At 62.6% G+C, this 23804-nt stretch carries 17 protein-coding genes; 10 read left to right on the top strand and 7 right to left on the bottom strand.

The annotated features are described in order from the left end of the window. The first annotated feature begins 59 nt into the window (after positions 1-59). From BSL82_RS09185 to BSL82_RS09165, 5 genes are read left to right on the top strand one after another with little or no spacing between them, the layout of a single operon-like run. Positions 60-1559 carry a type I restriction-modification system subunit M gene (locus BSL82_RS09185; RefSeq protein WP_072597029.1) on the top strand — a complete coding sequence of 500 codons (1500 nt, stop codon included), beginning with the start codon at positions 60-62 and terminating at the stop codon, positions 1557-1559. Beyond that, the gene (locus BSL82_RS09180; RefSeq protein ID WP_072597028.1) at positions 1549-2736 is read left to right on the top strand and encodes a restriction endonuclease subunit S; all 1188 of its coding nucleotides are present in this window, start codon (positions 1549-1551) and stop codon (positions 2734-2736) included. Before BSL82_RS09185 ends, BSL82_RS09180 begins: the two co-directional genes overlap by 11 nt. Further along, a complete protein-coding gene (locus BSL82_RS09175) occupies positions 2733-5777 on the top strand; it encodes a type I restriction endonuclease subunit R (RefSeq protein ID WP_072597027.1) in 3045 nt (1014 codons plus the stop codon). Before BSL82_RS09180 ends, BSL82_RS09175 begins: the two co-directional genes overlap by 4 nt. Then, positions 5777-6553: a M48 family metallopeptidase gene (locus tag BSL82_RS09170; protein ID WP_072597025.1), complete on the top strand. Its 777-nt coding sequence runs from the start codon at positions 5777-5779 to the stop codon at positions 6551-6553. Before BSL82_RS09175 ends, BSL82_RS09170 begins: the two co-directional genes overlap by 1 nt. 13 nt (positions 6554-6566) lie before the next feature. Beyond that, a complete protein-coding gene (locus tag BSL82_RS09165) occupies positions 6567-8198 on the top strand; it encodes a DUF6119 family protein (RefSeq protein WP_193408577.1) in 1632 nt (543 codons plus the stop codon). Positions 8199-8223: 25 nt separating this feature from the next. On the opposite strand, the gene BSL82_RS09160 is transcribed toward BSL82_RS09165, so the two are convergent. The 7 genes from BSL82_RS09160 to BSL82_RS09130 all read right to left on the bottom strand — a co-directional run bounded on the left by BSL82_RS09160 (position 8224) and on the right by BSL82_RS09130 (position 17355). Continuing rightward, positions 8224-8967: a hypothetical protein gene (locus BSL82_RS09160; RefSeq protein ID WP_072597023.1), complete on the bottom strand. Its 744-nt coding sequence runs from the start codon at positions 8965-8967 to the stop codon at positions 8224-8226. A gap of 995 nt (positions 8968-9962) precedes the next feature. Next, positions 9963-10370, bottom strand: coding sequence for a hypothetical protein (locus tag BSL82_RS20440; protein ID WP_158010769.1), 408 nt, complete (start codon positions 10368-10370; stop codon positions 9963-9965). Positions 10371-10403: 33 nt separating this feature from the next. Continuing rightward, complete coding sequence (locus tag BSL82_RS09150; protein WP_072597021.1) at positions 10404-10688, bottom strand: excalibur calcium-binding domain-containing protein; 285 nt, start codon at positions 10686-10688, stop codon at positions 10404-10406. Positions 10689-11100: 412 nt separating this feature from the next. Further along, positions 11101-14163 carry a transglycosylase domain-containing protein gene (locus tag BSL82_RS09145; RefSeq protein WP_158010766.1) on the bottom strand — a complete coding sequence of 1021 codons (3063 nt, stop codon included), beginning with the start codon at positions 14161-14163 and terminating at the stop codon, positions 11101-11103. Between the two features lie 137 nt (positions 14164-14300). Then, the gene (locus BSL82_RS09140) at positions 14301-15002 is read right to left on the bottom strand and encodes a glutamine amidotransferase (protein ID WP_072597020.1); all 702 of its coding nucleotides are present in this window, start codon (positions 15000-15002) and stop codon (positions 14301-14303) included. Between the two features lie 4 nt (positions 15003-15006). Beyond that, complete coding sequence (locus tag BSL82_RS09135; protein WP_072597018.1) at positions 15007-16410, bottom strand: NAD(P)H-dependent flavin oxidoreductase; 1404 nt, start codon at positions 16408-16410, stop codon at positions 15007-15009. Between the two features lie 81 nt (positions 16411-16491). Further along, a complete protein-coding gene (locus tag BSL82_RS09130; protein WP_072597017.1) occupies positions 16492-17355 on the bottom strand; it encodes an alpha/beta fold hydrolase in 864 nt (287 codons plus the stop codon). A 37-nt stretch (positions 17356-17392) separates the two neighbouring features. On the opposite strand from BSL82_RS09130, the gene BSL82_RS09125 reads away from it, so the two are divergent. Genes BSL82_RS09125 through BSL82_RS09105 form a run of 5 tightly spaced genes read left to right on the top strand, consistent with a single transcriptional unit; the run spans position 17393 to position 23749 of the window. Then, positions 17393-18802, top strand: a complete 1410-nt coding sequence (locus tag BSL82_RS09125; RefSeq protein WP_072597016.1) for a protein adenylyltransferase SelO — start codon at positions 17393-17395, stop codon at positions 18800-18802. A 42-nt stretch (positions 18803-18844) separates the two neighbouring features. Further along, complete coding sequence (locus BSL82_RS09120; RefSeq protein ID WP_072597015.1) at positions 18845-20062, top strand: hydrolase; 1218 nt, start codon at positions 18845-18847, stop codon at positions 20060-20062. After that, entirely contained in the window at positions 20059-21075 is a 1017-nt protein-coding gene (locus BSL82_RS09115) for an arginine N-succinyltransferase (protein ID WP_072597014.1), read from the top strand. The genes BSL82_RS09120 and BSL82_RS09115 overlap by 4 nt, the downstream gene beginning before the upstream one ends. Beyond that, the gene (astD, locus tag BSL82_RS09110; protein ID WP_072597013.1) at positions 21062-22477 is read left to right on the top strand and encodes a succinylglutamate-semialdehyde dehydrogenase; all 1416 of its coding nucleotides are present in this window, start codon (positions 21062-21064) and stop codon (positions 22475-22477) included. Before BSL82_RS09115 ends, astD begins: the two co-directional genes overlap by 14 nt. Before the next feature lie 9 nt (positions 22478-22486). Then, the gene (locus BSL82_RS09105) at positions 22487-23749 is read left to right on the top strand and encodes an N-succinylarginine dihydrolase (RefSeq protein ID WP_072597012.1); all 1263 of its coding nucleotides are present in this window, start codon (positions 22487-22489) and stop codon (positions 23747-23749) included. Positions 23750-23804: the final 55 nt, after the last annotated feature.

Below are 23804 nucleotides of genomic sequence, written 5' to 3'. Positions count from 1 at the left end.
TCCGCTTAGGAACAAGATGCTCGACGCTCGGGTAAGCGCTAGGAAACATTGGGGGGTCAATGGCGAAGCTATCGCAGGCCGAACTTGAACGGCATCTGTGGGGCGCGGCGGACATTCTGCGCGGCACGGTCGATGCAGGGGACTACAAGCAGTATATCTTCGGCCTGCTGTTCTACAAACGCCTGTGCGACGTGTGGGATGAGGAGTTCGAGGCCCTGCTGGCGGAGACCGGCGACCGCGAGGAAGCTGCCGACCCGGACGAGCACCGCTTCCACATCCCCAAGGAACATCGCTGGGAGGCGGTGCGCGAGCAGTCCACGCTGATCGGCCAGCGGCTCAACAATGCGCTGGCGGCTATCGAAGATGCCAACCTGCGGCTGCGCGGCGTGTTCGGCGATGTGGATTTCGCCAATCAGGATCGCTTCTCTGACGCCCTGCTGGAAAAGCTGCTGTCGCATTTCGAGAAGCACCGGCTGCGCAATGCCGATGTTCCAGCCGACATGCTGGGCGATGCCTACCTCTACCTCATCAAGATGTTCGCCGAAGGCGCGGGCAAGAAGGGCGGGGAGTTCTATACCCCGCGCTCCATCGTCCGGCTGATGGTCGAGATCATCGACCCGCGTCCCGGCATGTCGGTGTATGATCCCACCTGCGGTTCGGGCGGCATGTTACTGGAGGCGGTGCAGTATCTGAAGGACCGGGGCGAGGATGCCCGGACCCTGTCGCTCTATGGGCAGGAGAAGAACTTCGCGACGTGGGGCATCGCCGAAATCAACCTGTTCCTGCACAACGTGGACGACGCCTTCATCGCCAAGGGCGACACGATCCTGTCCCCCAAGCGGTATGATCCCAAGGCGCGCGAGTTCGTGGAAGGCATCGGGGCCTATGACCGGGTGCTGGCCAACCCGCCGTTCTCGGAAAAGGTGTGGGGCTACGAAGTCTGGCAGAACGGCGACCCGTTCGGACGCGACACCTATGGCTGCCCGCCCAAGGGCTATGGCGATCTGGCCTTCGTCCAGCACATGCTCGCCAGCCTGAAGGATGTCGGGATGCTGGCGGTGGTGGTTCCGCACGGCGTCCTGTTCCGTGGCGGGGCCGAGGGGCGGATCAGGGAGGCCATGCTGGCCGCAGACGTGGTCGAGGCGGTGGTCGGCCTTGCCCCCAACCTGTTCTATGGAGCGGGCATCCCTGCCGCCCTGCTAGTGTGCCGCAAGAAGAAGCCTGCCGAGCGGCGCGGCAAGGTGCTGATGGTCAATGGCGATGCCACCTACAAGCCGGGCAAGGCGCAGAACTTCCTGGCCGATGAACATGTCCGCAGGCTGGCCGAAGCCGTTCATGCCTTCGCCGATGTCGAGAAGCTGGCCCGTGTGGTCCCGGTCGAGGAGATCGCCGCCAACGGTCACAACCTCAACATCAGCCGCTATGTGCAGACCGGCGCGGATGCCGAGGCGGTCGATGTCGCGGCGGAAGTGTCCAAGCTGCAAGACCTGATCGCCAAGCGCAACGAAGCGGAAGCCGTGATGTTCGGGCACCTCAAGAGGCTTGGCTATGTCGGGTGAGGTGCCGGACGATTGGTCATTGGGGCATGTCCTAGACTTTTTCCAACTTCAGCGTGGCCACGACCTCCCGGTGCAGGATCGTCAGCCGGGCACTGTTCCGGTGATCGCCTCGAATGGGCAGGTTGGGTGGCATAATCAGTCACCTCTTGCCGGTCCCGGCGTTGTTACTGGTCGTTCAGGGACCATCGGGAACGTGAGCTTCATGCAGGGGGCGTATTGGCCATTGAATACCACGTTGTATGTGCGTGACTTCAAGGGTTCCGATCCCGAATTCACTTACTATTTCCTGCAGCATTTCCCTATGAAAGATTACGCAACGGGAACGGGTGTCCCCACGCTCAATCGGAATGACGTCCATGCAGTCGATGTGGTGTTTCCACCCCTCGACGAGCAGCGGCGGATCGCCGAGGTGCTGCGGTCGGTGGATGAGGCGATTGCGGCAACACAGACGACCTATGACGCTGCGGTTGCAGCACAGGCTGCTGCTTTCGCGACATTCCTCCAGTCTGGCAATCTCATTGCGGACAGTCTGGCAGTCAACGGCTGGACGACCGGCAAGATAGACGGTGTTCACCGCCTTCCAGCGGGTTGGCAGATTGTTAGGTTAGTCGATATCGCTCGGCTGGAGAGCGGGCATACGCCTGACCGGAAGAAGCCCGAGTATTGGGACGGTGGCGACGTCGAGTGGATTTCGCTTCACGATACACAGAACCTTGAGCGTTCCGACATCGAGCAGACCGAAATGCGCATCACGCAGGCCGGGTTGGCAAACTCGTCAGCCCGCTTGTTGCCGCCGGGCACTGTATGTTTTTCGCGAACGGCCACGGTCGGCAAGTGCGTGATCATGGCCAAGTCAATGGCTACAAGCCAAGACTTCGCGAACTTCATCTGCTCACCAAAGTTGAACAACCGCTATCTCTTGCATCTAATGCGCTGGATGCAACCAGTATGGAAGGCGTTGGCCAGCGGCAGCACACACAAGACGATCTACATGCCGACATTCAAGGCGTTGCAAATCGTCCTGCCTACAAGGGCAGAGCAAGATCAGATCGCGGCAACCATGGATGGTTTCATGGCTGTTGCAGAGTGGCACGCTGCATCGCTGGAGCGCCTGCGATTAATCAAAGCTGCGATCACGTCCGACCTCCTCTCCGGTCGCGTTCGGGTGCCTGAATGAGCGAATACCGCCTCGCCGAGAAGCCCGCGCTGGACGTGCTGGCAGCGATGGGCTGGCAGGTGCTGTCCCCGGCGCAGGCGCTGGCGATGCGCGAGGAGGAAAACCGCGTCATCCTCAAGCCCGTTCTGATCGACGCGCTGCGGACGATCAACGGCATTGGCGCGGCGGATGCCGAGGCGATCTATAACGACCTGTCCACCCTGTCCGACAACGAGGAGTGGCAGCGCAAGCTGCGCGGCGCCTATTCCCGCCGCCTGTCCGGCGAGAACCGCGACAGCCCGATTGCGCTGATCGACTTCAAGAACCCCAGCCGCAACGCCTTCCACGCGACCCGCCAGTTCCGCGTCGCCACGCAGCGCCCGCGCATCCCGGACGTGGTGCTGTTCGTGAATGGTATCCCGCTGGTGGTGATCGAGGCCAAGTCCCCCTTGAAGGCCACGGCCAAGGCCGAGGAAGCCTTCGAGCAGATCAAGCAGTATGAGCGGGACATCCCCCGGCTGTTCTACCCCAATGCCTTCAATCTCGTCACCGATGGCATGGCGACGCTCTACGGCGCGACCGGCGCGCCCTCGCAGTTCTATGCCCCATGGCCCGACGCATGGCCGCGCCACCGAAATGAGTTCCCCGACGACTTCACCAAAGACCTTTGGTGCCTGTGCGAACCGACGCGCCTGCTGGACCTGCTGGCGCACTTCATCGTGTTCGAGGTGGACCCCGAGAAGGGGAACAAGATCAAGAAGGTCTGCCGCTATCAGCAGTTCCGCGCCGTCAACAAGGCGGTGCAACGGGTTGCATCTGGCGAGCACCGCAAGGGCCTGATCTGGCACACGCAAGGTTCGGGCAAGAGCCTGACCATGGTGTTCCTCGCCCTGAAACTCAAAACCCACCTGACGCTCGACGCACCGAGCCTCGCCAACCCCAACATCCTTGTGCTGACCGACCGGATCGACCTTGACGATCAGATCAGCAAGACCTTTGTCGCCTGCGGCCTGCCCAACCCGACGCAGTGCGGATCGGTGGCGGCGCTGCGCGAGGCGGTGAACCGGGGCGGCAACGGGCAAATCCTGCTTTCCACCATCTTCAAGTTCGCCGGGTCGAAAGAGGCGATCCCCAATTCCGCCAACTGGATCGTGCTGGTCGATGAGTGCCACCGCACGCAGGAGAAGGACCTGGGTGCGTTCTTGTCTGCGACGCTGCCCGCTGCCCACTTCTACGGCTTCACTGGCACGCCGATCAAATCGACCGACAAGGACACCTACGCCCGGTTCTCCATCGCCGGGGAAGGCTATCTCGATAAATACGGCATTGATGACGCGGTGCGCGACGGCGCGACCGTGCCGATCCTCTATGAAGGCCGCAAAGCCGATTGGGCCATCAACGAGGCCGAGATCGACATCCTGTTCGACCGTTGGTTCGTGGACCTGCCCGACGACAAGCGCGATGAACTGAAGCGCAAGGGCCTGACGCTGGCCACCATCGCCAAGCACCCGGAACGCATCCAGCTGATCGCGATGGACATTTGGGAGCACTTCAAGACCGTCTGCCAGCCGGACGGCTTCAAGGCGCAGATTGTCGTCGTGGACCGGGAAGCGGTGATCCTCTACCGCGCCGCGCTCTCCGCAGTCATCGCCGCCGATCTGGTGCGCGGCGGCATGGAGGCCGGTGAGGCGCAGGAACAGGCCGATGCCATGATCGCCTGCGTCTATTCCAAGAGCCAAGAGGACAACAAACCGAGCGAGAACCCGGACCTTGCCGCACTGCGCGCCGGGCTGGAAGCGCACTACCTCGATGACGATGCCGAGAAGGACGTGAAGAAGCGGTTCAAGGCGTTCGGCCAAGACCCGCGCTTCCTGATCGTGTGTGACAAGCTGCTGACCGGCTTCGACGCGCCGCTTGAGCATGTCATGTATCTCGACAAGCCGCTGAAGGAGCACAACCTCCTCCAAGCCATCGCCCGGACCAACCGCACCTGCACAATCAAGAAGCCAGACGGGGGCGAGATCGAGAAGCCCAACGGGCGGATCGTCGATTACATCGGCGTCACCAGCCATCTGGACGAGGCGCTGGCGTCCTATCGCTCCGAGGATGTCGAGCACGCGATGCGCGACATCGCCATCCTGCGCAACGACCTCAAGGAAGCCCACGCCAGCTACCGCGCGCAGAAGCGCGCTATGGGGCTGGAGGGCATGGACGAGAAGGCCGCTGCCTACGCCGCCGCCAAGCTGGCCGCATGCGGGCAAGAAGATGACTGGTTCGACCTCCAGCGCCTGACCCGGACCTTCATCAGGGTCTATGCCGACCTGTCGCCCGATCCCGCGATCCTGGACTTTACCGCCGAGGTGAAATGGGCTGCTGCCTTCCTGCGGCTGGCAACGCAGGCCATGGCCAAGGACGAGAGCCTCGACCACCGCAGCTATTCGGCCAAGATCAGGGACATGCTGGAGGCGCACGTGCATGTCATTGGCCTCTCGACCACGATCCGGCTGCGCAACATCACAGACCCCAACTTCGCTGATGACTTCGCCATCGAGGGCAAGGTCGAGCCGGAGTTGCAGGAGGCGTTCGTCCGCAAGTCTGCCGAGCTTCGCCGGACGACCCGCGAACTGGTGGACAAGAACCCGGCTCAGTATGGTCGCTTCTCCGAACGGGTGCTGGAGATCATCCGCCGCTTCGAGGAGGGCCAGCTTGCCGCCGCCGATGGCCTGCGCGAGTTCGAGGGGCTGACCGGTGACATCGAGACCGAGCAGGGCGCGCACGCCGAGCTTGGCATGGACGAGAACGCCTTCTCGATCCTGCGCATCATCGAAGCCATTGTGCCGGAGGCCGACCATGGAACCGTGCAGGGCGCGGCCATTGCCATCGGCGCGGTCTATGTCGATGCCGCCGCGACCCAGCCCGCGTTCGCGCACATGGAAGCCTACCTGCGCAGTCTGCGCCAGCAAGTCCGCCGGATCCTGAGCGAGCACGGCATCGGTGAAACCAAGACCATTCGCGAGAAGGTCGAGGAGTTTGCCATCCACGCCTATGGGGGCGGGGCCTGATGCCGACGCTCCAGATTGGCCGGAAGGAAATCCCCTACGAGCTTCGCCGGTCGCCGACGGCGTCGGAACGCCGCATAACCATCACGCCCGGCCATGTCGAGGTGCTGGCGCTGACCAGCGACAACGACGACGACATCGCAGGCTTTCTGGAGCGCAAGCGTCAGTGGGTGTTCAACACTGTGCGAGAAATGGAGCGGATCACCGCGACACGGCACGCCGTGCCCCGGTTCATCACCGGATCGAAGATACCCTATCGCGGTCGTAAGATGCCGCTCACCGTCCGCCGCACCGATGCCGAGCGGATCGCCATCGCCTACCGCAACGGCTTCATCGTCGATTTGCCGCATTGGGCCGGACAGGAGGCCGACCACCTTGTCGCCAGCGAGTTGCAGCACTGGCTGAAGCAACGCGCCCGCCGCGACGTGAAGGAGATCGCCGCCGATTTCGGCAATCGGTTCGGCCTCGTCCCCCGGTCGATCCGCATCGCCGACTTCGCCCACGGTTGGGGATCATGCGGCCCGGAAGGCAACTTGCTCATCAACTGGCACCTGATATTCGCGCCCCGAAAGGTGCTGGAATATGTAGTGGCGCATGAAGTGGTGCACCTGCGGCATCGGTCACATAGCAAGGCCTTTTGGAAACATCTATCAATGGTACAACCAGATTTTACTAAATCGAAAGATTGGCTCAATAGACACCAAAGAGAATTGGGCGCAGATTTTCTAAGTTCAGATGCAGTTCTGTTCGCCTGTCTTCCCGGTCGGATAGCGCTGTAGTTTGGGGACGGATTTGACCAAGAAACCTACTGTTAACCTTGCTCTCCGACTTTTGCGCAAGGGCATAACCGTCGACACGGCGCTCAAGGCAGATCACGATCTTGAGCCGCTTGAAAGCTCGCAAGGAACGCTGCTGATTGGCCAGAGCGTTGCCAATCCACCCACGTGGACAAACGTTTTGGCGCACTACAGTCCCGAGGTCCGTGCGCGGCTACGCACTCAGAGTTGTTCCGCTGTGCTGTTAGTGGAAGTGGGTTCAGGTAAGGGCAAGCGGCTCTTCGCCTTGTGTTTTGGGCAAGGTCATCATGCCATCGAAGACGACGCAATACAACGCGGGTTTGGTCTGCGAGTGGTGCTTAACAGCGTTTCGCGCAGCCAGCTCCGAACTCTGGACAGCGCCAGTCTTGATACGACAGTCATGCAGCGTCGGGTTCAGGCGAGCCGCGATACCGATTTGAGTGCGTTCGACCTCGACGCTAATCGCAACCTGCTTCGCTTAGCATCAGGCACTCCTAAGATGGATGACTTTGCCAAGGCTCTGGCTGGCAAAGACGCTTTGCACCTCCGCGCCGCTTTCGATCCAAGCAAACTGTCTGAGATGTGTGAAAAGGCCCTCAACCTCTTCCAAGCAACTGACTATAAAAAAGACTTCGCCTTTATTGACCATGTGCAGCCGGTTGCAGACCGAGCGCTCACTGACAGACTGGACGCCTTGGCGTTCAAAGACCTCGAGGCGATGGTCGATGGGAATGTGTCGGACCTCCATCTCGCTATCCCTGACGTCCTTACTCCCGAAGCGAACCTAGAGATCGGTTACTTTGGCAATGGATTGCCCTCCGGTCCCAAGATGGCCTACGGCGAACTCGCAATCGAAGATTATGTGGATGAGCTTCGCAAAGGGAGCTTCACGCAGATTGCCAACATGGCCGAAATCAAGCGTAGCCATGAGGTGCGGGTGATCACAGACGGGGAAGGTGACCGGGATCACAAGCGCAGGCTATATACGTGCTTCGTTCACGAGGTGACGCTGCACAAGGACATATTTGTCTTGTTTGATGGACAATGGTTTCTCATCAGCCGTGATTATCACGCCGAAATCGAGGATGCTTACAAAGTTCTACTCAAGCCAGCGTTTCGGGCGAGCACGACCGCCAAAAACGAGCGTGAGTTCATCGCTGAACTGGGGCCTGAGCATCATCTGCTTTCAATGGATCAGACTAAGGTTTCGCCGAAAGGAGCGGCTGGTGCCAATCTCGAGCCTTGCGACTTCCTATCGCGAAGCAAGCAACTTATCCATTTGAAGGATGGTCACGCTTCCGCTCCTTTGAGCCACCTTTGGAACCAAGGCTTGGTGGCGGCAGAAGCGTTCGTGTCGGATGAGGTGTTTCGGAAGGGTTTCAGGGCAGCAGCGAAAAAGCGCGAAAAGAAGTTCACAAAGAATGGCTTCGCCAAACTCCTGCCCGATGGCCGGTCGAAGCTGATCCCTAGTGAATTCGCTGTTGTGTTCGGCGTCATGCGGCACCTGTATGTATCCAGTGGTACCTTGGGCCTTCCGTTCTTCAGCAAAGTCGCGTTGGGAGCGGTTGCCGAGCGCATCACCCGGATGGGGTTCTCCGTCGAGCTTCACCTAATCGAAAAGCGGTAACGCCTGGTCTTTGGAGCCTGTTCCATCAAGCTCCGGCACCATCAATGCTTGGCTTTGCGACGTCACCTCTCAAGTGTGCTAAAGTCAAACCGAAGGAAGGATTGTATTTACGGGCCTCCTCTGGCGACACAGCCGGAATATAAAACGTCTTCGTATGTCGCCCACCAAAGGTGTCGATCAGTCGTACCTTCACCCTCACCATACCAGCCTCAGCACTAGGAAAACATCCTCCCCAACTGTCATCTTGCTCGAAGTAGACAACGCCATTTGTCGATTGTCCCACTTCCAAGAAGGTTTCGGATGAAACCCCTGAAAGTGTGCTGCGTTGAAAAAGGAAAGGATAAAACTTGAGATTTTCGCCAATCTTGACCTGAAAATCCTCGATCACGACCGCCTGGTTTGTGAGCCAGAACCACCCAAGGCGATAGCGCAACCATTCGAATGAGAATGGTGAGAGGCCCCAGTGGTAACCCACTTGCACGGCATCTATACTGCTCGACGCTGAACCGACGTTGGAAACGTGAAGATAGAGAGCGAAGGCGGAACGATGGACATCGAACTGACCATGCTTTGCGCCAGTCAAGTAGGTGCAGCAGAATGTAGGACCTTCAATCAGCCTCGTGCGAAAGCGAGGCTTTCGACGAAGCGCGCCAAATATCCCGCTGACCCAACCGAGAAGAAGGGTAATGACGAATATTGCGATGCTTACTACGCCTTGGTTGGCGTTGATCCACTCAATGGCGGCGGCGATTTGTGCTAAGGGGCGCATGGCATATTGCTAGACAACTTCGGTGGCATATTGTCCAGCACGCCCTCCCCGAGTGGGACAGGCCGCAATGCTCCTGTGCAAGCGCATCCTGCAGTGTTTGCGGCGCCAGCAACTGCATTCGGTCGCCCTTCAGCGGCGGCTTGGCCGGAACCGCATCTGACAACGAGAACAAGATAGAATTTAGGTCAACGCTGCAAACTGCGCCGCTCTAAACCAGCGCTACAGGCGATGCGTCGCTGTCATGGCTTCCATCTGCACCAAATCCAGCCGTAACGACGCACAGCGTGTCCAGCCTCAATTTGCGAGCATGACAAATCAACGTCACCGACAGAGCAACGGGCAACCGTCCGCCCATAATGGTCAATATTGGCATGTTTGCATTGCAGAGTCGCGCTGCCGACCGTGCGCCTCAGATTTTCTGTGCTGGCATATGAATCGCCGGGTGTGCACCGCCTGCCGGTGCGACATTGGCCGGGCAGTTCCGGTGCGTCGATCCCCTCAAGGCGAACCCGACGGCTCCCGCAGCGCAACGTATCGCCGTCTACGATTTCAGGAGATTGGCATTCGAACGGGGCCGCTTTCGCTTCGGCTTCGGCACTCCAAAACTGGAGTGAAGCCAATCCGATCAGGATGCCGGACGAACCACCCATAACGACGAGTAGCAGAGGTACTGGACCCCAACGCATGGCGCGCGAGGCGCTGGATCGGTTCGGCCTGTCGTTTTTCATTCTCTGCGCATTGTCGGCCCTCCGTTGGCCGTTTGCACCCGGCGCGTGAGTCGCAGTTTCGTCCTCTGCCCGTTTATTCGCCGTTCCCAAAAAAACTGACAGCCTAATCTAACATGTGCCGTGGTGGTTCCCAAGGCGCCGAGAGCCGCCGCCATTGACTTGGCTGAACGCCCGCCAGCGTCTCTTGCTTCAAGCATGTTGATCCTATGCAGACAGATTCAAGCGGCCTTCCTAACGCCTCGGCGATGATGTTGGGCTTGTAAGACATTAAAATTTACGTGCTGGAAAACCCGTGAACGCGCTCGGGGCACAACTCGCCGTCGTCATGACCAGATAGGGCAAGAGTCGCATTCGGTCGAGCAATGCGCCGGTTTCCCTGTTCACAAAAACGACTTGTTCTAAATCATCCGTTTCTTCAAATAGAAGAACAATCTTTGTATGCGAAACGGAGAAAATTGAATTTGTTTCGATGCATGCCCCAGAACACCAGAGTCCAGAATCTAAATCTACCTTATATCGAATTGTTGTATTCAAGTACTTTGATTTATCGGATAGATCCTTAAAATCTCCAACAAAACGTTTTCCAGTACAATGTAGATCAAAGCGCTGTCCTGTGGTTTGCGCATAAACCATGCTAGGCAGCGCTGCTAAGGCAAAGAAAACTAGGCGAAACATGAGCTATTCCAAACATCAGTGGTGTACATGAAATTAGCGCCCCTGATACGGCTCACAGCCAACGCCATCACCATCGCGATCCAAGTGGGGGCCATAGCCCGGACTGCCTCGGTAAACTGGTGCAGCGCCCGCCCCCCGTGCTTCGGCGCAGTTGCGGAAAGCACTACTTGCGCTGCCGGGATTGAATGACTGTCGGGCCGAAGCCGCCAAGCTACTGTCATGATGGCAATGATATGCGCCTGTTCTGTGATTGTTATGGCAACCCGCAGCATTCAGTCCACCCGGATGCGCCAGCGCGGGAGTGGCGCCGACAAGCATAACAAAAAGCAACCATGTAGTAGTTCGGTGCATCGTCGCCCCTAAAGTCGTGCAGATTAGACTGCAATCATTGCTGGCTGGTAAATCACTCATTCTGCGCACATGAGCCGAACCATATGTCCACTCGATCATCGAATGGCGCGCCACAGTCATGGTCAGTTGGAACGTCGAGAGAAGTTTGCAGGGGGTTGTCGAGCGATTTATGAGCGGCCAATCTCCCACCAATGGTCCATTGAATGCTGCCGAATCGTTCAGTGAGTGCTTGCTCCGCTATAAGGTTGCTACAAAATACGCTACAAAAACGAAGTAATATATTAAGTAATCTATTGAAAATAAACAACATTGTACGAGAGGCGGATAATCCCCCCCTCTCCGCCACTTCTGGCCATCAGGAAATGGAAGCTCTCTTCGCTCAGCTCCTGCCGCGCGCCGGGGTGGGCGGGCGCTGGACAAGCGGCTCCAATATCGGGGTGAGGCTCTTGAAGAGCTGCGTCGGAAGCGCGCTGGTGAAGCGGTATTGCGCGGCGTCCGCGCCTTCGACATGCGCCGTCACCGTGCCGTACCAGCGATCGCCGATGAAGAAGACGAAGGTCGCCGTCCGCGAGCGGGTGACCGATCCGATCACTCGGCCGCCCCTGGCGTACCGGTCGGTGCGGTTGTCGCCCGTCCCGGTCTTGCCGCCCACCACCATCGCGGCCCCGCTGGCGTCGTGGAAGCTGTCGCTCGCGCGGCGGGCGGTGCCGCTTTCGACCGTATCGACCAGCGCCCGCCGGACCACGGCCGCGATTTCCGGTCGAAGCACGCGAACCGGCTCCGGCGGATCGGCCTCGACGATCGTCTCATAGGGCGTGTTCGCCGCGAAGCGCAGTCTCTCGATCCGCACCGTCGGAAGCCGGACACCGTGGTTCACGATGATCCCCATCAGTTCGGCAAGCGCGTCGGGCCGGTCGCCCGATGTGCCGATCGCCGTCGCATAGGACGGCACAAGGCGGTCGAACGGATAGCCCATCCGCTTCCACTGGGCGTGGATCGGCACGAACGCTTCCTGCTCCAGCAGCGTTCGGATGCGCCGGTTCTGCGCGGCGATGCGGCTCGATTTGAACAGCCAGCCATAGGATTCCTGCCGCACGTCCGCGCTTGCGGCGACAATCTCCCGCATCGAAGCGCCCGGATGGCGGTAGAGATGGCCCGCCAACCACAGTTCCAGCGGATGAATGCCGCTTACATAGGCGCGGTCGGCAAGCGAAAGCCGGTCGGGGGCATAGGTGTCATAGAGCTTGCGCATCGCGGCGGCATCGGCGGGCTTTTCGGTGGCGAACCGGTCGATCAGCCGGGCGAACTCCGGCTCCGTGATGCTTGGAAGGACGGTGCGATAGGCGGCCGCCAGCCGGGGACGCAGATATCTGGCGCGTTCGGCCACCCGCTCCAGAATGGCGGGCGGGGCAAGGCCCCGATAGTCGCGGTGGAACTGGCGGAGAAACTGCTGCCCTTCCATGTCGGCGAAGCGCCGCAGATACACCATGCGCTGCGGGTGGTTGACGTCGGCGATCATGTCGCCCTTGCGGGCAGTGATCCGCGCGATCTCATGATCTACGATGTCGCGCATCATCCGGATGAAGACCAGGTTGACGCTCTGCTGAAGCGCCTTGTCGACCGGGATATAGCCGCCGTGCCTGCCGAAGTTGGCGAAGCGGTGCGTGCCGCCGGCGGTGAAGAACCGCTCTCCGGTGCTTGCGGAATATTTGCGCTCCATCGCCGCCTGCATCATCCCCGCCATGCCGGGATCGCCATGTTCGATCAGATGCGCCGCCACCCACCGGCTCAGCGGGTCGCCGGTCTCGGCCGTGCGGGCCAGGGCGGCCGGGCCAAGCCGGCGCTGCTCCTCATAAAGCCGCGCGATGATGTCCAGATAGGTGATCAGCGTCCGCACCTTGGCGGTGGACCCCAGCTCCAGCTTGGTGCCGACATTGATGTCCAGCGGCCTGTCCACGCTGTCGGTCTGGATGCGCGGGTGATTGGCCCCCGTTCCGCGCTCGAACAGTGTGAAGCTGTAGGCGACCTTGGCCGGGTCGCCGTTCATCAGCCGTCCGCCCGTCATGCCCAGCGCCTTTAGCTGCTCCGGGTCGTCAAGGCTGCGGAGTAGGGCGGTCACCTCCGCCTGCACGCTCGCGTCCAGAGAGCTGTCGGCGGTCAGGTCCAGCCGGTCGAGCGTGTAGAGGCTCGGCTCCCGCAGCATCCGCATCAGCTCGAACCGCGTGCCGTTGACCGCCTTCACCGAGGACGGCGGCAGTCGCCGGGGCGGGGGAGCGCCGTCTGCAAAGCGCAGCGGCGCACGCAACGCCGCGTCGCGCAGCCTCATCGAGATGACGCCTGCGTTCGCCATGAGCCGAAGATAGCTTGCCGTCAGCGCCTCCAGTTCCGCCCGGCCCCCGCGCAGATAGAAGGACGGCCGCCGCTGGGCGATCAGCAGCGCCAGCACCTGCCTGAATGCGGCACCCGCTTCGGGCAGGTTGGCGTCGCCGTCCCCGGCCTTCCGAAGCAGTCCGTTGGCCCGGTTGAAGTCCGCGCCGAACCAGAGCGCCAGCCCCTCGCCAAGGCCGATCACCTCGCCATGGCCGACGCGCCCGGCAAGGGGAGTGGAATTGAGCACATCGACGACCAGCTGCCTGCGCTCGTCCATTGTGTCCGGACCGTCGCGATAGGCGTGCATGCTTGCCGACACCATCTGGCGCAGCTTTTCGACGGGGGTGCCGGTCCGGCCGCCGGGGGAATGGCGCATCTTTTCAAGCTGGGTCGCGATGGTGCTGCCGCCGGGGCCGGAGGGCATCAGCAGGCCGCCGGTGGCATAGCCCAGCACCGCGCGCCCAAGCCGGTCCCATTCCACCGCCGGGTTGCGGCGGGGTGTGTCGGGGTTCAGCAGTTCGCGGTTCTCGATGAACAGCAATGCGTTCACCACCAGCGGCGGCACAGCGTTGAAATCCGGATAGACGGCCGATGGGTGGCGCGCGGCGTAGTAAAGCCGCCCGTTCGCATCGCGCAGCGTCAGGCCCGCAGTCGATTTCTCTTCATAGGGAGGAAATCCGCCGATCTTCCGGAAGGTCGCCATTGCAGGCGATTGCCGGGCTTGTGCGGTGATATGATAGCCCCGCTGCTCCAGCGCGCCGAGATAATGGGGCAGGGCGACATAGCCGAGCCTGGAATCATATGGCCCATGTTCGGGAAAGCCGGTGTCCGGATCGGAGCCCCTGCGAACGGAGCTGTCCATCGTCCGTGCGAGGGAGGAGAACACCGCGGACTGAAGCAGCGAATAGTGCATCTCGCCATAGGTCGCGAGCGCGAGAACGCCCGCCGCCGCCGTCCAGATGATGGCCGGCCGCCATCTGGCCATGCGCCGACCTGCGATGCGTGCCTGTATCCGCACGATCCGCCAGGCGGGCAGGCTCTTTGCTGCTGCTTCCGGCGGCCATGCCGTCATGTAGAATTACTCCCGCGCCCAACGCTCGATTCACCTCATAAACGGGGCGGTTCGTCTGCGGTTCCATCGTGCTTGCCGGGTCGCGCAAATAGCGGAAGGCAGGTCGTCCGGCGGGCTGGTCCTGAGACGGCGAGCGGTCAGGCCGGCCGCAATTGCTCCAGCCAGGCCCGCATCACCGCTGCGCCCTTGCGGCCTGCGGTCGGTCCCAGCCGGTCGGCGTCGGCCCTGATCGTGGGCGCATCGGTGCCTGCCGAAGCCAGATAGGCGTCTGCTCCGGCGAGCCAGTTCTCAAGCCCCTCGCCGTCCATTTCAGGATGGCATTGCAGCGCAAGGATGTTCGGCCCTCTCGCAAAAGCCTGGTGCGCATAGCTGGGCGTCGACGCCAGCAGGGCCACATTTTCCGGCAGGTCGAAGCTGTCGCCATGCCAGTGGAGGATCGGTGTGTCGCCCACCGCGCCCAGCGGCGAGTCCCGGCCTGTATCGGTAAGCGTGACCGGCGCAAAGCCGACTTCCTTCACCGGGCCGGGATAGACGTCGGCGCCCATCGCGGCGGCCATCATCTGGCTGCCAAGGCATACGCCCAGCGTCGGGCGATCCGCCGCGATCCGCGCCGACAGCCGCGCCAGTTCATGCGGAATCCACGGGTGCCGATCCGTTTCATAGACGCCCATCGGCCCGCCCATCAGGATCAGCAGGTCCGGCGCAAGGAAATCGATGCCGTCGAATGCGGCGTCGTCGACCTCGGCATAGCCGATGGCATAGCCCGCCTGGCTGATCGGCGCGCGGAAAGCCGCCAGATCCTCATAGGGAACATGGCGGATCACCAGCGCGCTCTTCATGCGGTCAGTCGCCGGTCAGGATACGGTCGACAAGCTGCTTCACCGAAGGCACGAACCCGTTCGAATAAAAGGGGTCCTGCTTGAAGCGATAGGCCGCGTGTCCAGCGAACATCAGGTTCCGCTCTATATCGCCGCCATGGGCGATGTCCTGCAGCGTCTTCTGGATGCAGAAGCTGCGCGGGTCAGCAAGCCGCCCGGTCGAGTTCGTCTCATTGTCGGCCCAGGAGGAAAAGCTGCACTGGCTGAGGCAGCCCATGCAATCCGCCTGGTCGGTGCGGATCATCTTCTTTTCTTCAGGCGTGACGAAAACCAGCGTGTTGTCGGGCGTCTTCAGGGCATCTACAAAGCCCATGCCATACCATTCGCGCGCGCGCAGCAGGTCGCCCTTGGTGACGAAGAAGTTCTTGCCGCGAACGCCCACGTCCAGCGCGAACTGGTGATCGCCCACCGCCTCGGTCGAAAAGGCGATCTGGCGGTTCGAGCGGTCCTCGAGATCGCGCAGAAAGGGGTTGCGGACGGCGCTTGAATAAAAGCCGGTCGGCGAGAAGCGGTGCAGCAGCACGTCGCCGGGCTCAAGCTGGGTCAGCTTGTCCTTCCACGTCTCGGGGATCGGGCTTTCCCTGGTCAGGAGCGGCCGCGTGCCGAACTGGAATGCGATGGTGCCGAGTTCGGGATTGCCGATCCAGTCCTGCCATTCGCGGAGGAACCAGACGCCGCCCGCCATCACGATCGGCACATCGTCGGAAAGGCCGCCCTCGCGCATGGTCGCGCGCAATTCCTTCACGCGGGGATAGGGGTCCTGCGGTTTCAGCGGGTCTTCGGCGTTCGACAGGCCATTATGGCCGCCGGCAAGCCACGGGTCTTCATAGACAACCGCGCCAAGCCATTCCGCTGCCTTGGAGTAGGCGCGCTTCCACAGCGCCCGAAAGGCGCGGGCCGACGAGATGATCGGCAGATAATGAACCTGGTGCTCGGCGGCGATCTCGGAAAGGCGATACGGCATGCCCGCCCCGCAGGTGACGCCGGTGACCAGCCCCTTCGTCCGTTCGAGGATGCCTTCCAGCACGCGCTGCGCGCCGCCCATCTCCCACAGCACGTTGATGTTGATCGCGCCCTTGCCCCCGGCGATGTCCCAGGCGCGTTGCACCTGCTCCACCCCGCCGTCGATGGCATAGGCGACCAGTTCCTCATGTCTCCCGCGGCGGCTCAGCTCGCTGTAGACCTGGGGGATGATCTTACCGGTCGGGTCATAGCTGTCGGCGTTCACGGCCGAAATCGTGCCGATTCCGCCAGCCGCCGCCCATGCGCCCGAAGAGGCGTGATTGCTCACCGCAACGCCCTTGCCACCCTCTATCAGTGGCAGCAGTTCCCTGCCGGCATAGCGGATAGGATTCACCCCCTTGAACACTCTGTACCGGCTCCTTCAATCGTCTTTCGCCGGGCTTATAGGCGAGAGTTTATAGAAATGCGCGCTAAAAAGGGCAGGCGTTCAGGCCCTGTCCACATCGGCCAGAAGCGCATCGATCGCCTCTGTCGCAGGGCCTTCATCAAGCGTCGGCGCATGCCCCGTGCGCGGCACCTCGCAATAACGCATTTCCGGCAGTCGCTCCCGCATCTGCCGCGCCGCATCGGCGCTCAGCAGGTCGGAAAGCTGGCCTCTGATCAATAATAAGGGCATGTGCCTCAGGCTTTCAAGCGCCGGCCACAGATCGACGCCGCCTTCGCCGCCCGGCAGGCGGAAAGGTTCGGCGATTTTCATGTCATAGTCGAAGACGATCCGGCCGCCCGATGAAAGCCGGCACAGCCGCTTCGCCATCGCGAGCCAGTCGGCAAGCTCATAGTCCGGATAGACGGTGGCGTTGAGTTCGGCCAGGGCGCGGGCCGCGTGCAGCCATGTCGGCCAGTTCTGGCTCCTGCCCACATAGGTTCTGATCCGCTCCAGCCCCGCCGGGTCCAGCACCGGCCCGACATCGTTCAGCACCGCCCCGGCCAACCTTTCCCTGTCGGTCGCGGCCAGCAGCATCGTGAGAATGCCGCCAAGCGAGGTGCCGACCGCCACCACCTTCTCCAGCCGCAACTCGGCGATCAGCAAGATTATGTCCTGCAGATAGGTGAGCGGCACATAGGTCATCGGGTCCTTGGCATAGGCGCTTTCGCCGCGTCCGCGCAGATCGACGGCGATCACCGGCCAGCGCCCGGCGAGGCGGTTTGCCAGCCCCTCGAAATCGCGGGCGTTGCGGGTCAGGCCCGGCAGGCACAGCAGCGGCGGCTTTCCCTCCGGCCCCGGATAGCGGCGGTAGTGCAGCCGCAGGCCGTCCTTCGACCACCAATATGCGTCTTCATATTCCGCCATTATTTGATTCCCGTTGCCTCTTCCCCATATCGACGCGATGAGTCCGTCAAGCGTCAACCCCATGCCCGCCGATTTTCAGCCGGAAGAGATCATCTGCTCGCTGGGCGCGGATTTCTACGACGCCGTGGAGCCTGCCGGCTTTCCTGCACATATTCTGCGTTTTCGCAACGACAGGGCGGCGGCCGAGACCGGGCTGGCCGCGCTGGACGACGAGGCTTGGATCAGCCATTTCGGCAAGTTCCTGCCGCTTCCCGGCAGCCTGCAAGAGCCGCTGGCCCTGCGCTATCATGGTCATCAATTCCGCTCCTACAACCCCCAGATCGGGGACGGCCGGGGCTTCCTGTTCGCACAGATGCGCGACAAGGCAGGACGGCTGATGGACCTGGGCACCAAGGGTTCGGGCCAGACTCCCTACAGCCGTTTCGGCGACGGGCGGCTCACCCTGAAGGGCGCGGTGCGCGAAGTGCTCGCGACCGAAATGCTGGAGGCGCTCGGCGTCCGAACCTCGCGCAGCTTTTCGGTGATAGAGACGGGCGAGGCGCTTCAGCGCAACGACGAACCTTCGCCCACCCGGTCGGCGGTCCTCGTCCGGCTGAGCCATGGCCATATCCGCTACGGCAGCTTCCAGCGCTTCGCCTATCTGGGGGAGAGCGAGAACATCGCCCGTCTTGCCGATTATTCGCTCCAGCATCTGCTGAACGACCGGCCCGGCGGTGATGATGCCGCGCCCCGCCTGCTCGACCATGCAGTGAAGGGGGCAGCGCGCCTCGTCGCCTCCTATATGGCGGCGGGCTTTGTTCACGGCGTGCTCAACACCGACAATATCTCGATCACCGCCGAAAGCTTCGACTATGGCCCGTGGCGGTTCAATCCGACATGGAATGGCTCGTTCACCGCCGCCTATTTCGACGAGTCGGGGCTATACGCCTTCGGCCGCCAGGCGGAGACGCTGCAATGGAACCTGCTGCAGCTTGCGAACTGCCTCACGCACATCGCGCCGGTGGAGGTGTTGCAGCCGGTGTTCGACAGCTATGCGGAGCATTACAGGCGGGCGTTTTGCGCCGCGATGCTCTGGCGGCTGGGTGTCCGCTCCAGGGGCGAAGAGTCCGACCAGCAGCTTGTCGAGGCGATGGCCGAGGCGCTGTCGAAAACCGGCGTCGGCATCGACCGCTTCTTCTTCGACTGGTTCGGCGGGCGCAGGCATGGACCGGGGCCGGAAGATGCCGGATACGACCGGCCGGAATTCACCGACTTTATCACCCGGCTCTCAAGCTATGCGCCGCGCCTTGGTTCCACCCCTGATTATTTCCACGACGCCGCGCCCTGTTCGATGCTGATAGACGAGGTGGAGGCGATCTGGTCGGCCATTGCCGGTGACGACGACTGGAAGCCCTTCCACGCGAAGGTGGCCGCGATCCGGCGCATGGGGGAAGCGCTCGCCGGCTGATCCGGGCTTACCTTCGCGCCCGCAAAGGTTTACCATCGGTTCATGGCTGGTCTTTCAGGCGCGGAAGCCGCGCTCCTCGAAGACGTCGACGATCAGGCGCAACCGATGCTCGCCATGGTGGAGGCATGGGCCGCGATCAACACCGGCAGCCGCAATCAGGACGGTCTGGCAGCCATGGCGCAGGTGCTCGCCGATGCGTTCGGCTCCCTGCCCGGCGAGGCGGCGCTGCTGGAGCCTCAACCTGCGACCAGCATCGACGCCGATGGGCGTGAGACGCCGCTGGTCCATGGCCGAAATCTTCACGTAAAGGTGCGCCCCGATGCGCGGCTCCAACTGCTGTTCACAGGCCATATGGATACGGTGTTCGCTGCCGACCATCCTTTCCAGTCCTGTCGCTGGACGGGGCCGGGCGTTCTGAACGGGCCGGGCGTGGCGGACATGAAGGGCGGGCTTGCCATCATGCTGACCGCGCTACAGGCGGTGGAACGCAGCCCAGCGGCGGCGGCGATCGGCTATGAAGTCGTCATCAACAGCGACGAGGAAGTCTCCTCGCTTGGTTCGGCCCACCTGATCGCGGCGGCGGCAAGGGGCAAGGCGGCCGCCTTCACCTATGAACCCGCGCTTCCCGATGGCGCGCTTGCCGGTGCGCGACCGGGCAGCGGCAATTTCTCGATCATCGTCACCGGCCGAGCCGCCCATGCCGGACGCAATCCGGAGGAGGGGCGGAATGCGGTGGTTGCCGCCGCCGATCTTGCGGTCCGCCTTGCGGCAGCAGCCGGCGACGAACTGAAGGTCAATCCGGCCAGGGTCGACGGCGGCGGGCCGAACAATATCGTGCCCGATCGCGCGGTGCTGCGGGTCAATCTGCGTCCAGCGACGGCGGAGGCGGAGCAGGAGGCGAAATCGCTCATAGCCCGTCTGGTCGACGATGTTGCCGCGCGCCATGAGGTTTCGGTCGATGTGCATGGCGGCTTTGCGCGTCCGCCAAAGCCGCTGGACGCAAAGGCCGAAGGACTGTTTCGGCTGGTGCGCGCCTGCGGACTGGAGCTTGGCCTCGACATCGCCTGGCGGGCGACCGGCGGGGTATGCGACGGCAACAATATTGCCGCTATGGGCGTTCCGGTCGTCGACACAATGGGGGCAAGGGGCGGCGCAATCCATTCGACCGACGAGTTCCTGATCGTCGAAAGCCTTGTCGAGCGCGCCCGGCTTTCGGCGCTCGCCATCATGCGCATGGGCGCAGGGGAGTGGCGCGCATGAACTGGCGGGTTCGCGCGGCGGGGCTGGCCGATCTTGATGCGCTGTTCGGCTTTGCGACGATGACCGGCGGCGGCTTCACCAACCTTCCGCCTGATCGAGACACGCTGGCGGCAAAGCTTGAGCGATCCGAAGCGGCCTTCGCCCGCCCGGAATCTCCGCCGGAGGATGAGCTTTACCTGCTGGCGCTGGAGGAGGTTGCGACCGGCGAAGTCGTAGGCACCGCGCAGATATTCTCCCGCGTCGGCGTGCGCTGGCCCTTTTACTCCTACCGTCTGGCGACGCTCACCCAGACATCGCAGCAACTTCGCCGTACCTTTCGCGCCGAGATGCTGAACCTTGTCACCGATTTTGAAGGCGCGACCGAGGTCGGCGGCCTTTTCCTCCACCCCGAAAAGCGGCGGGACGGGGTGGGGCGGCTGCTTGCGCGCAGCCGCTATCTGTTCATCGCAATGCACCGCCGGCGCTTTGGCGAAGAGGTGATGGCCGAATTGCGCGGGCGTCTGGACGAAAAGGGCAGCTCACCCTTCTGGGAAGGGCTTGGCGAAAAGTTTTTCGGTATGAGCTTTCAGGAGGCGGACAGCTTCAATGCGCTCCACGGCAACCAGTTCATCGCCGATCTGATGCCCAAGCATCCGATCTATACCGCGTTGTTGAGCGACGACGCCCGCGCCGCGATCGGCCAGGTGCATGACAGCGGCAAGCCTGCACTGGCGATGCTGGAGGAGGAAGGCTTTCGTTATGACGGTTATATCGACATCTTCGACGGCGGCCCTGCCGTATCGATTCGGACAGAGCAACTCCGCACGGTGCGCGAGGCGAGGAAGGCGACGCTTGGTGGAGTGATGCCGCCCGGCTCCGGTGTTCCCGCGATCGTCGCGAGCGGGCGCGGCAACATGTTTAACGCGACATTTGCAGATATTGATGCACAAGGTGACTCTGTGTTGATTGACGCGGCGGGGCGTTCGGCCCTCAGCCTCGATGCCGGAGAAGAAGTGACCTATGCCCTCCGCTGAAATCGTGTCGACGGAGCCAGCGACCGGTGCCGAACTCTGGCGCGGTATGCCGGGGGATGTGGATGCAGAGGTGGCGCGGGCGCGTGCGTCCTGGGCGGACTGGGCCTCGCGCTCGCTTGCCTTCCGGGTGGAGGCTGCGCGCCGCTTCGCCAATGTCGTGCGCCGCCAGCAGGATGCGTTCGCTGATCTGATCGCGCGGGAGACGGGCAAGCCGCTGTGGGAGTGCCATGCCGAAGTCGAAAGCGTGATCGCCAAGGTCGATATCTCGGTTGCGGCCTATGCCGAACGCACCGCGCAGCGGCGGCTGGAGGGCGCGCTTGGAGTCCGCGCCGCCGTCCGGCACAAGCCGCATGGCGTCCTTGCCGTGCTGGGGCCGTATAATTTTCCGGCCCATCTGCCGAACGGACACATTCTTCCGGCGCTGATCGCGGGCAACGCCGTGGTGTTCAAGCCGTCGGAACATACGCCCGCCGTGGGCGAGATGCTGGTCCGGCTCTATCACGAGGCGGGCATTCCCGAAGGCGTCGTCCGGCTGGTGCAGGGGGCCGCGCCGCAGGGGCAGGCCCTTTCCACCCATGCAGGGATAGACGGCCTGCTGTTCACCGGATCGGCGCGCACGGGCATGATGCTCCACCGCGCCTATGCGGAAACGCCCAGCCGGATCCTCGCGCTGGAAATGGGGGGCAACAATCCCCTGGTCGTCTGGGACCCGACCGATATTCATGCCGCCGCGATAGTCATCATCCAGTCCGCCTATCTCAGCGCCGGGCAGCGCTGCACCTGCGCGCGGCGGCTGATCGTGAAGGACGGAGCGCATCAGCCGCTGCTCGATCAGCTGACGCAGCTGATCGACCGGCTCATCCTTGGCGCGCCGCATGACCAGCCCCAGCCGTTCTGCGGGCCGGTGATCGACAACCGCGCCGCGGATGATCTTCAGGAGGCGTTCCTGGGCCTGATGATGAAGGGCGGCCAGCCCATCCGCCGGCTGGACCGGCCGGTGGAAGGCCGTCCGTTCCTCACGCCTGCGCTGATCGACGTCACCAATGTCGCCCAGCGGCCGGACGAGGAGCTGTTCGGCCCCGTGCTCCAGATGATCCGCGTGCCCGATTTCGATTCCGCCATCGCGGAGGCGGGCAACACCCGTTTTGGGCTTTCGGCCTCGCTCGTCGGCGGCGCGCCGCAGCTTTATGATCGCTTCTGGGCCAATGTCAGGGCAGGGGTCATCAACTGGAACCGGCCCACCAATGGCGCGCCTTCCAATGCGCCGTTCGGCGGCGTGGGGCTTTCCGGCAACCACCGGCCAAGCGCCTATTACGCTGCCGATTACTGCGCCTATCCGGTCACTTCGTCCGAGGTGGAACAGGCCCGCGCTTCGATCGGAATCGGGCTGAAGGACGGCTGAGGTGATGCAATGCCCCTCACGGAAATCAACTTCGACGGGATCATTGGCCCAAGCCACAATTATGCGGGGCTGAGTCTCGGCAATCTGGCTTCGTCGCGCCATGGCGGCCAGACATCCCGTCCTCGCGCGGCGGCGCTGGAAGGGCTGGCCAAAATGCGCGCCAACCTGTCGCTCGGCCTCACCCAGGGTCTGCTGCTGCCGCATGACCGGCCCGACGAGCACTGGCTGGCCCAGCTCGGCTATTTGGGGGCGGCCGAAGCCAAGGCCGATCCGGTGATGCTCGCGAACGCCATGTCTGCCTCCGCCATGTGGGCGGCCAATGCGGCGACGGTCTCCCCCGCGCCCGATACAACGGACGGACGCTGTCATCTGACGGTCGCCAATCTCGTCACCATGGCGCATCGCAGCCATGAATGGCTGAGCACGCTGGCGCAACTGCGGCTGGCCTTCGCCGATCAGCGCCACTTCGCGGTTCATGCTCCCGTGCCCCCACCCTTCGGGGACGAGGGGGCTGCCAATCATATGCGGATGGCGGTTGCACATGACGCGCCGGGCGTGGAGATATTCGTCTACGGCGTCTCAGGCGGCGCGTTTCCCGCGCGCCAGCATGAGCAGGCGAGCAGGGCAGTCGCCCGGCGGCACGGGCTTGATCCGGCGCGGACGCTCTTCGTCCGCCAGTCCGGCGAGGCGATCGCGGCGGGCGCATTCCACAATGACGTGGTCGCCGTCGCCAATGAAAGGGTGCTTTTCGCCCATGAGCAGGCCTTTGCGGAAAAGGACAGGTTCCTTTCCGATCTGCGCCGCCTGATGCCCGAGGTGGCCATCATCGAGGTGCCTGCCAGCCGCATAAGCCTTGCCGATGCGATCGAAAGCTATCTGTTCAACGCACAGCTTGTGACACTGCCCGAAGGTGGCATGGCGCTGATCGTTCCATCCGAAGCGCGCGACAACGCCGCTGTCTGGGGCTGGCTTCAGGAGATGGTCGCGGGGAACGGTCCGATGCGGCGGCTGGAGGTGGTCGATGTCCGGCAGTCCATGGCCAATGGCGGGGGGCCTGCGTGTCTCAGGCTCAGGGTGGTCGCCGATCCGGCCGCCGTCGATCCGCGCTTTCTGGCCGATGAGGCGCGACTGGCGCTGGTGGAATCGGTGGTCCATGATTTCTGGCCGGAGACCATCCGGCCAGACGATCTGGCCAGCCCTGATCTCTGGGCGCAAATCCGCCGCGCACGGGCTGAATTGCTGGGCGTGCTTGGTCTGCGAAAGCTGAGCTAGGGTCAGGTAAAAAAAGCATCCGTTGCGCTTCGTGCCGCGTTGCATCATCTGAGCC

This window comes from Tardibacter chloracetimidivorans (genome assembly GCF_001890385.1).
GTDB classification, from domain to species: domain Bacteria; phylum Pseudomonadota; class Alphaproteobacteria; order Sphingomonadales; family Sphingomonadaceae; genus Tardibacter; species Tardibacter chloracetimidivorans.
Note: the sequence above shows the minus strand (reverse complement) of the source record. Positions and strands in the feature narration are given on the sequence as shown.

Bases quoted from the DNA above. Each gene is read 5' to 3' on its own strand.
- BSL82_RS09160 (WP_072597023.1), bottom strand. From the start codon at position 8,967: ATGCGCCCCTTAGCACAAATCGCCGCCGCCATTGAGTGGATCAACGCC.
- BSL82_RS09180 (WP_072597028.1), top strand. From the start codon at position 1,549: ATGTCGGGTGAGGTGCCGGACGATTGGTCATTGGGGCATGTCCTAGAC.
- BSL82_RS09185 (WP_072597029.1), top strand. From the start codon at position 60: ATGGCGAAGCTATCGCAGGCCGAACTTGAACGGCATCTGTGGGGCGCG.
- BSL82_RS09125 (WP_072597016.1), top strand. From the start codon at position 17,393: ATGAGTCCGTCAAGCGTCAACCCCATGCCCGCCGATTTTCAGCCGGAA.
- BSL82_RS09150 (WP_072597021.1), bottom strand. From the start codon at position 10,688: ATGCTTGTCGGCGCCACTCCCGCGCTGGCGCATCCGGGTGGACTGAAT.
- BSL82_RS20440 (WP_158010769.1), bottom strand. From the start codon at position 10,370: ATGTTTCGCCTAGTTTTCTTTGCCTTAGCAGCGCTGCCTAGCATGGTT.
- BSL82_RS09175 (WP_072597027.1), top strand. From the start codon at position 2,733: ATGAGCGAATACCGCCTCGCCGAGAAGCCCGCGCTGGACGTGCTGGCA.
- BSL82_RS09130 (WP_072597017.1), bottom strand. From the start codon at position 17,355: ATGGCGGAATATGAAGACGCATATTGGTGGTCGAAGGACGGCCTGCGG.
- BSL82_RS09105 (WP_072597012.1), top strand. From the start codon at position 22,487: ATGCCCCTCACGGAAATCAACTTCGACGGGATCATTGGCCCAAGCCAC.
- BSL82_RS09140 (WP_072597020.1), bottom strand. From the start codon at position 15,002: ATGAAGAGCGCGCTGGTGATCCGCCATGTTCCCTATGAGGATCTGGCG.
- astD (WP_072597013.1), top strand. From the start codon at position 21,062: ATGCCCTCCGCTGAAATCGTGTCGACGGAGCCAGCGACCGGTGCCGAA.
- BSL82_RS09170 (WP_072597025.1), top strand. From the start codon at position 5,777: ATGCCGACGCTCCAGATTGGCCGGAAGGAAATCCCCTACGAGCTTCGC.
- BSL82_RS09115 (WP_072597014.1), top strand. From the start codon at position 20,059: ATGAACTGGCGGGTTCGCGCGGCGGGGCTGGCCGATCTTGATGCGCTG.
- BSL82_RS09145 (WP_158010766.1), bottom strand. From the start codon at position 14,163: ATGACGGCATGGCCGCCGGAAGCAGCAGCAAAGAGCCTGCCCGCCTGG.
- BSL82_RS09120 (WP_072597015.1), top strand. From the start codon at position 18,845: ATGGCTGGTCTTTCAGGCGCGGAAGCCGCGCTCCTCGAAGACGTCGAC.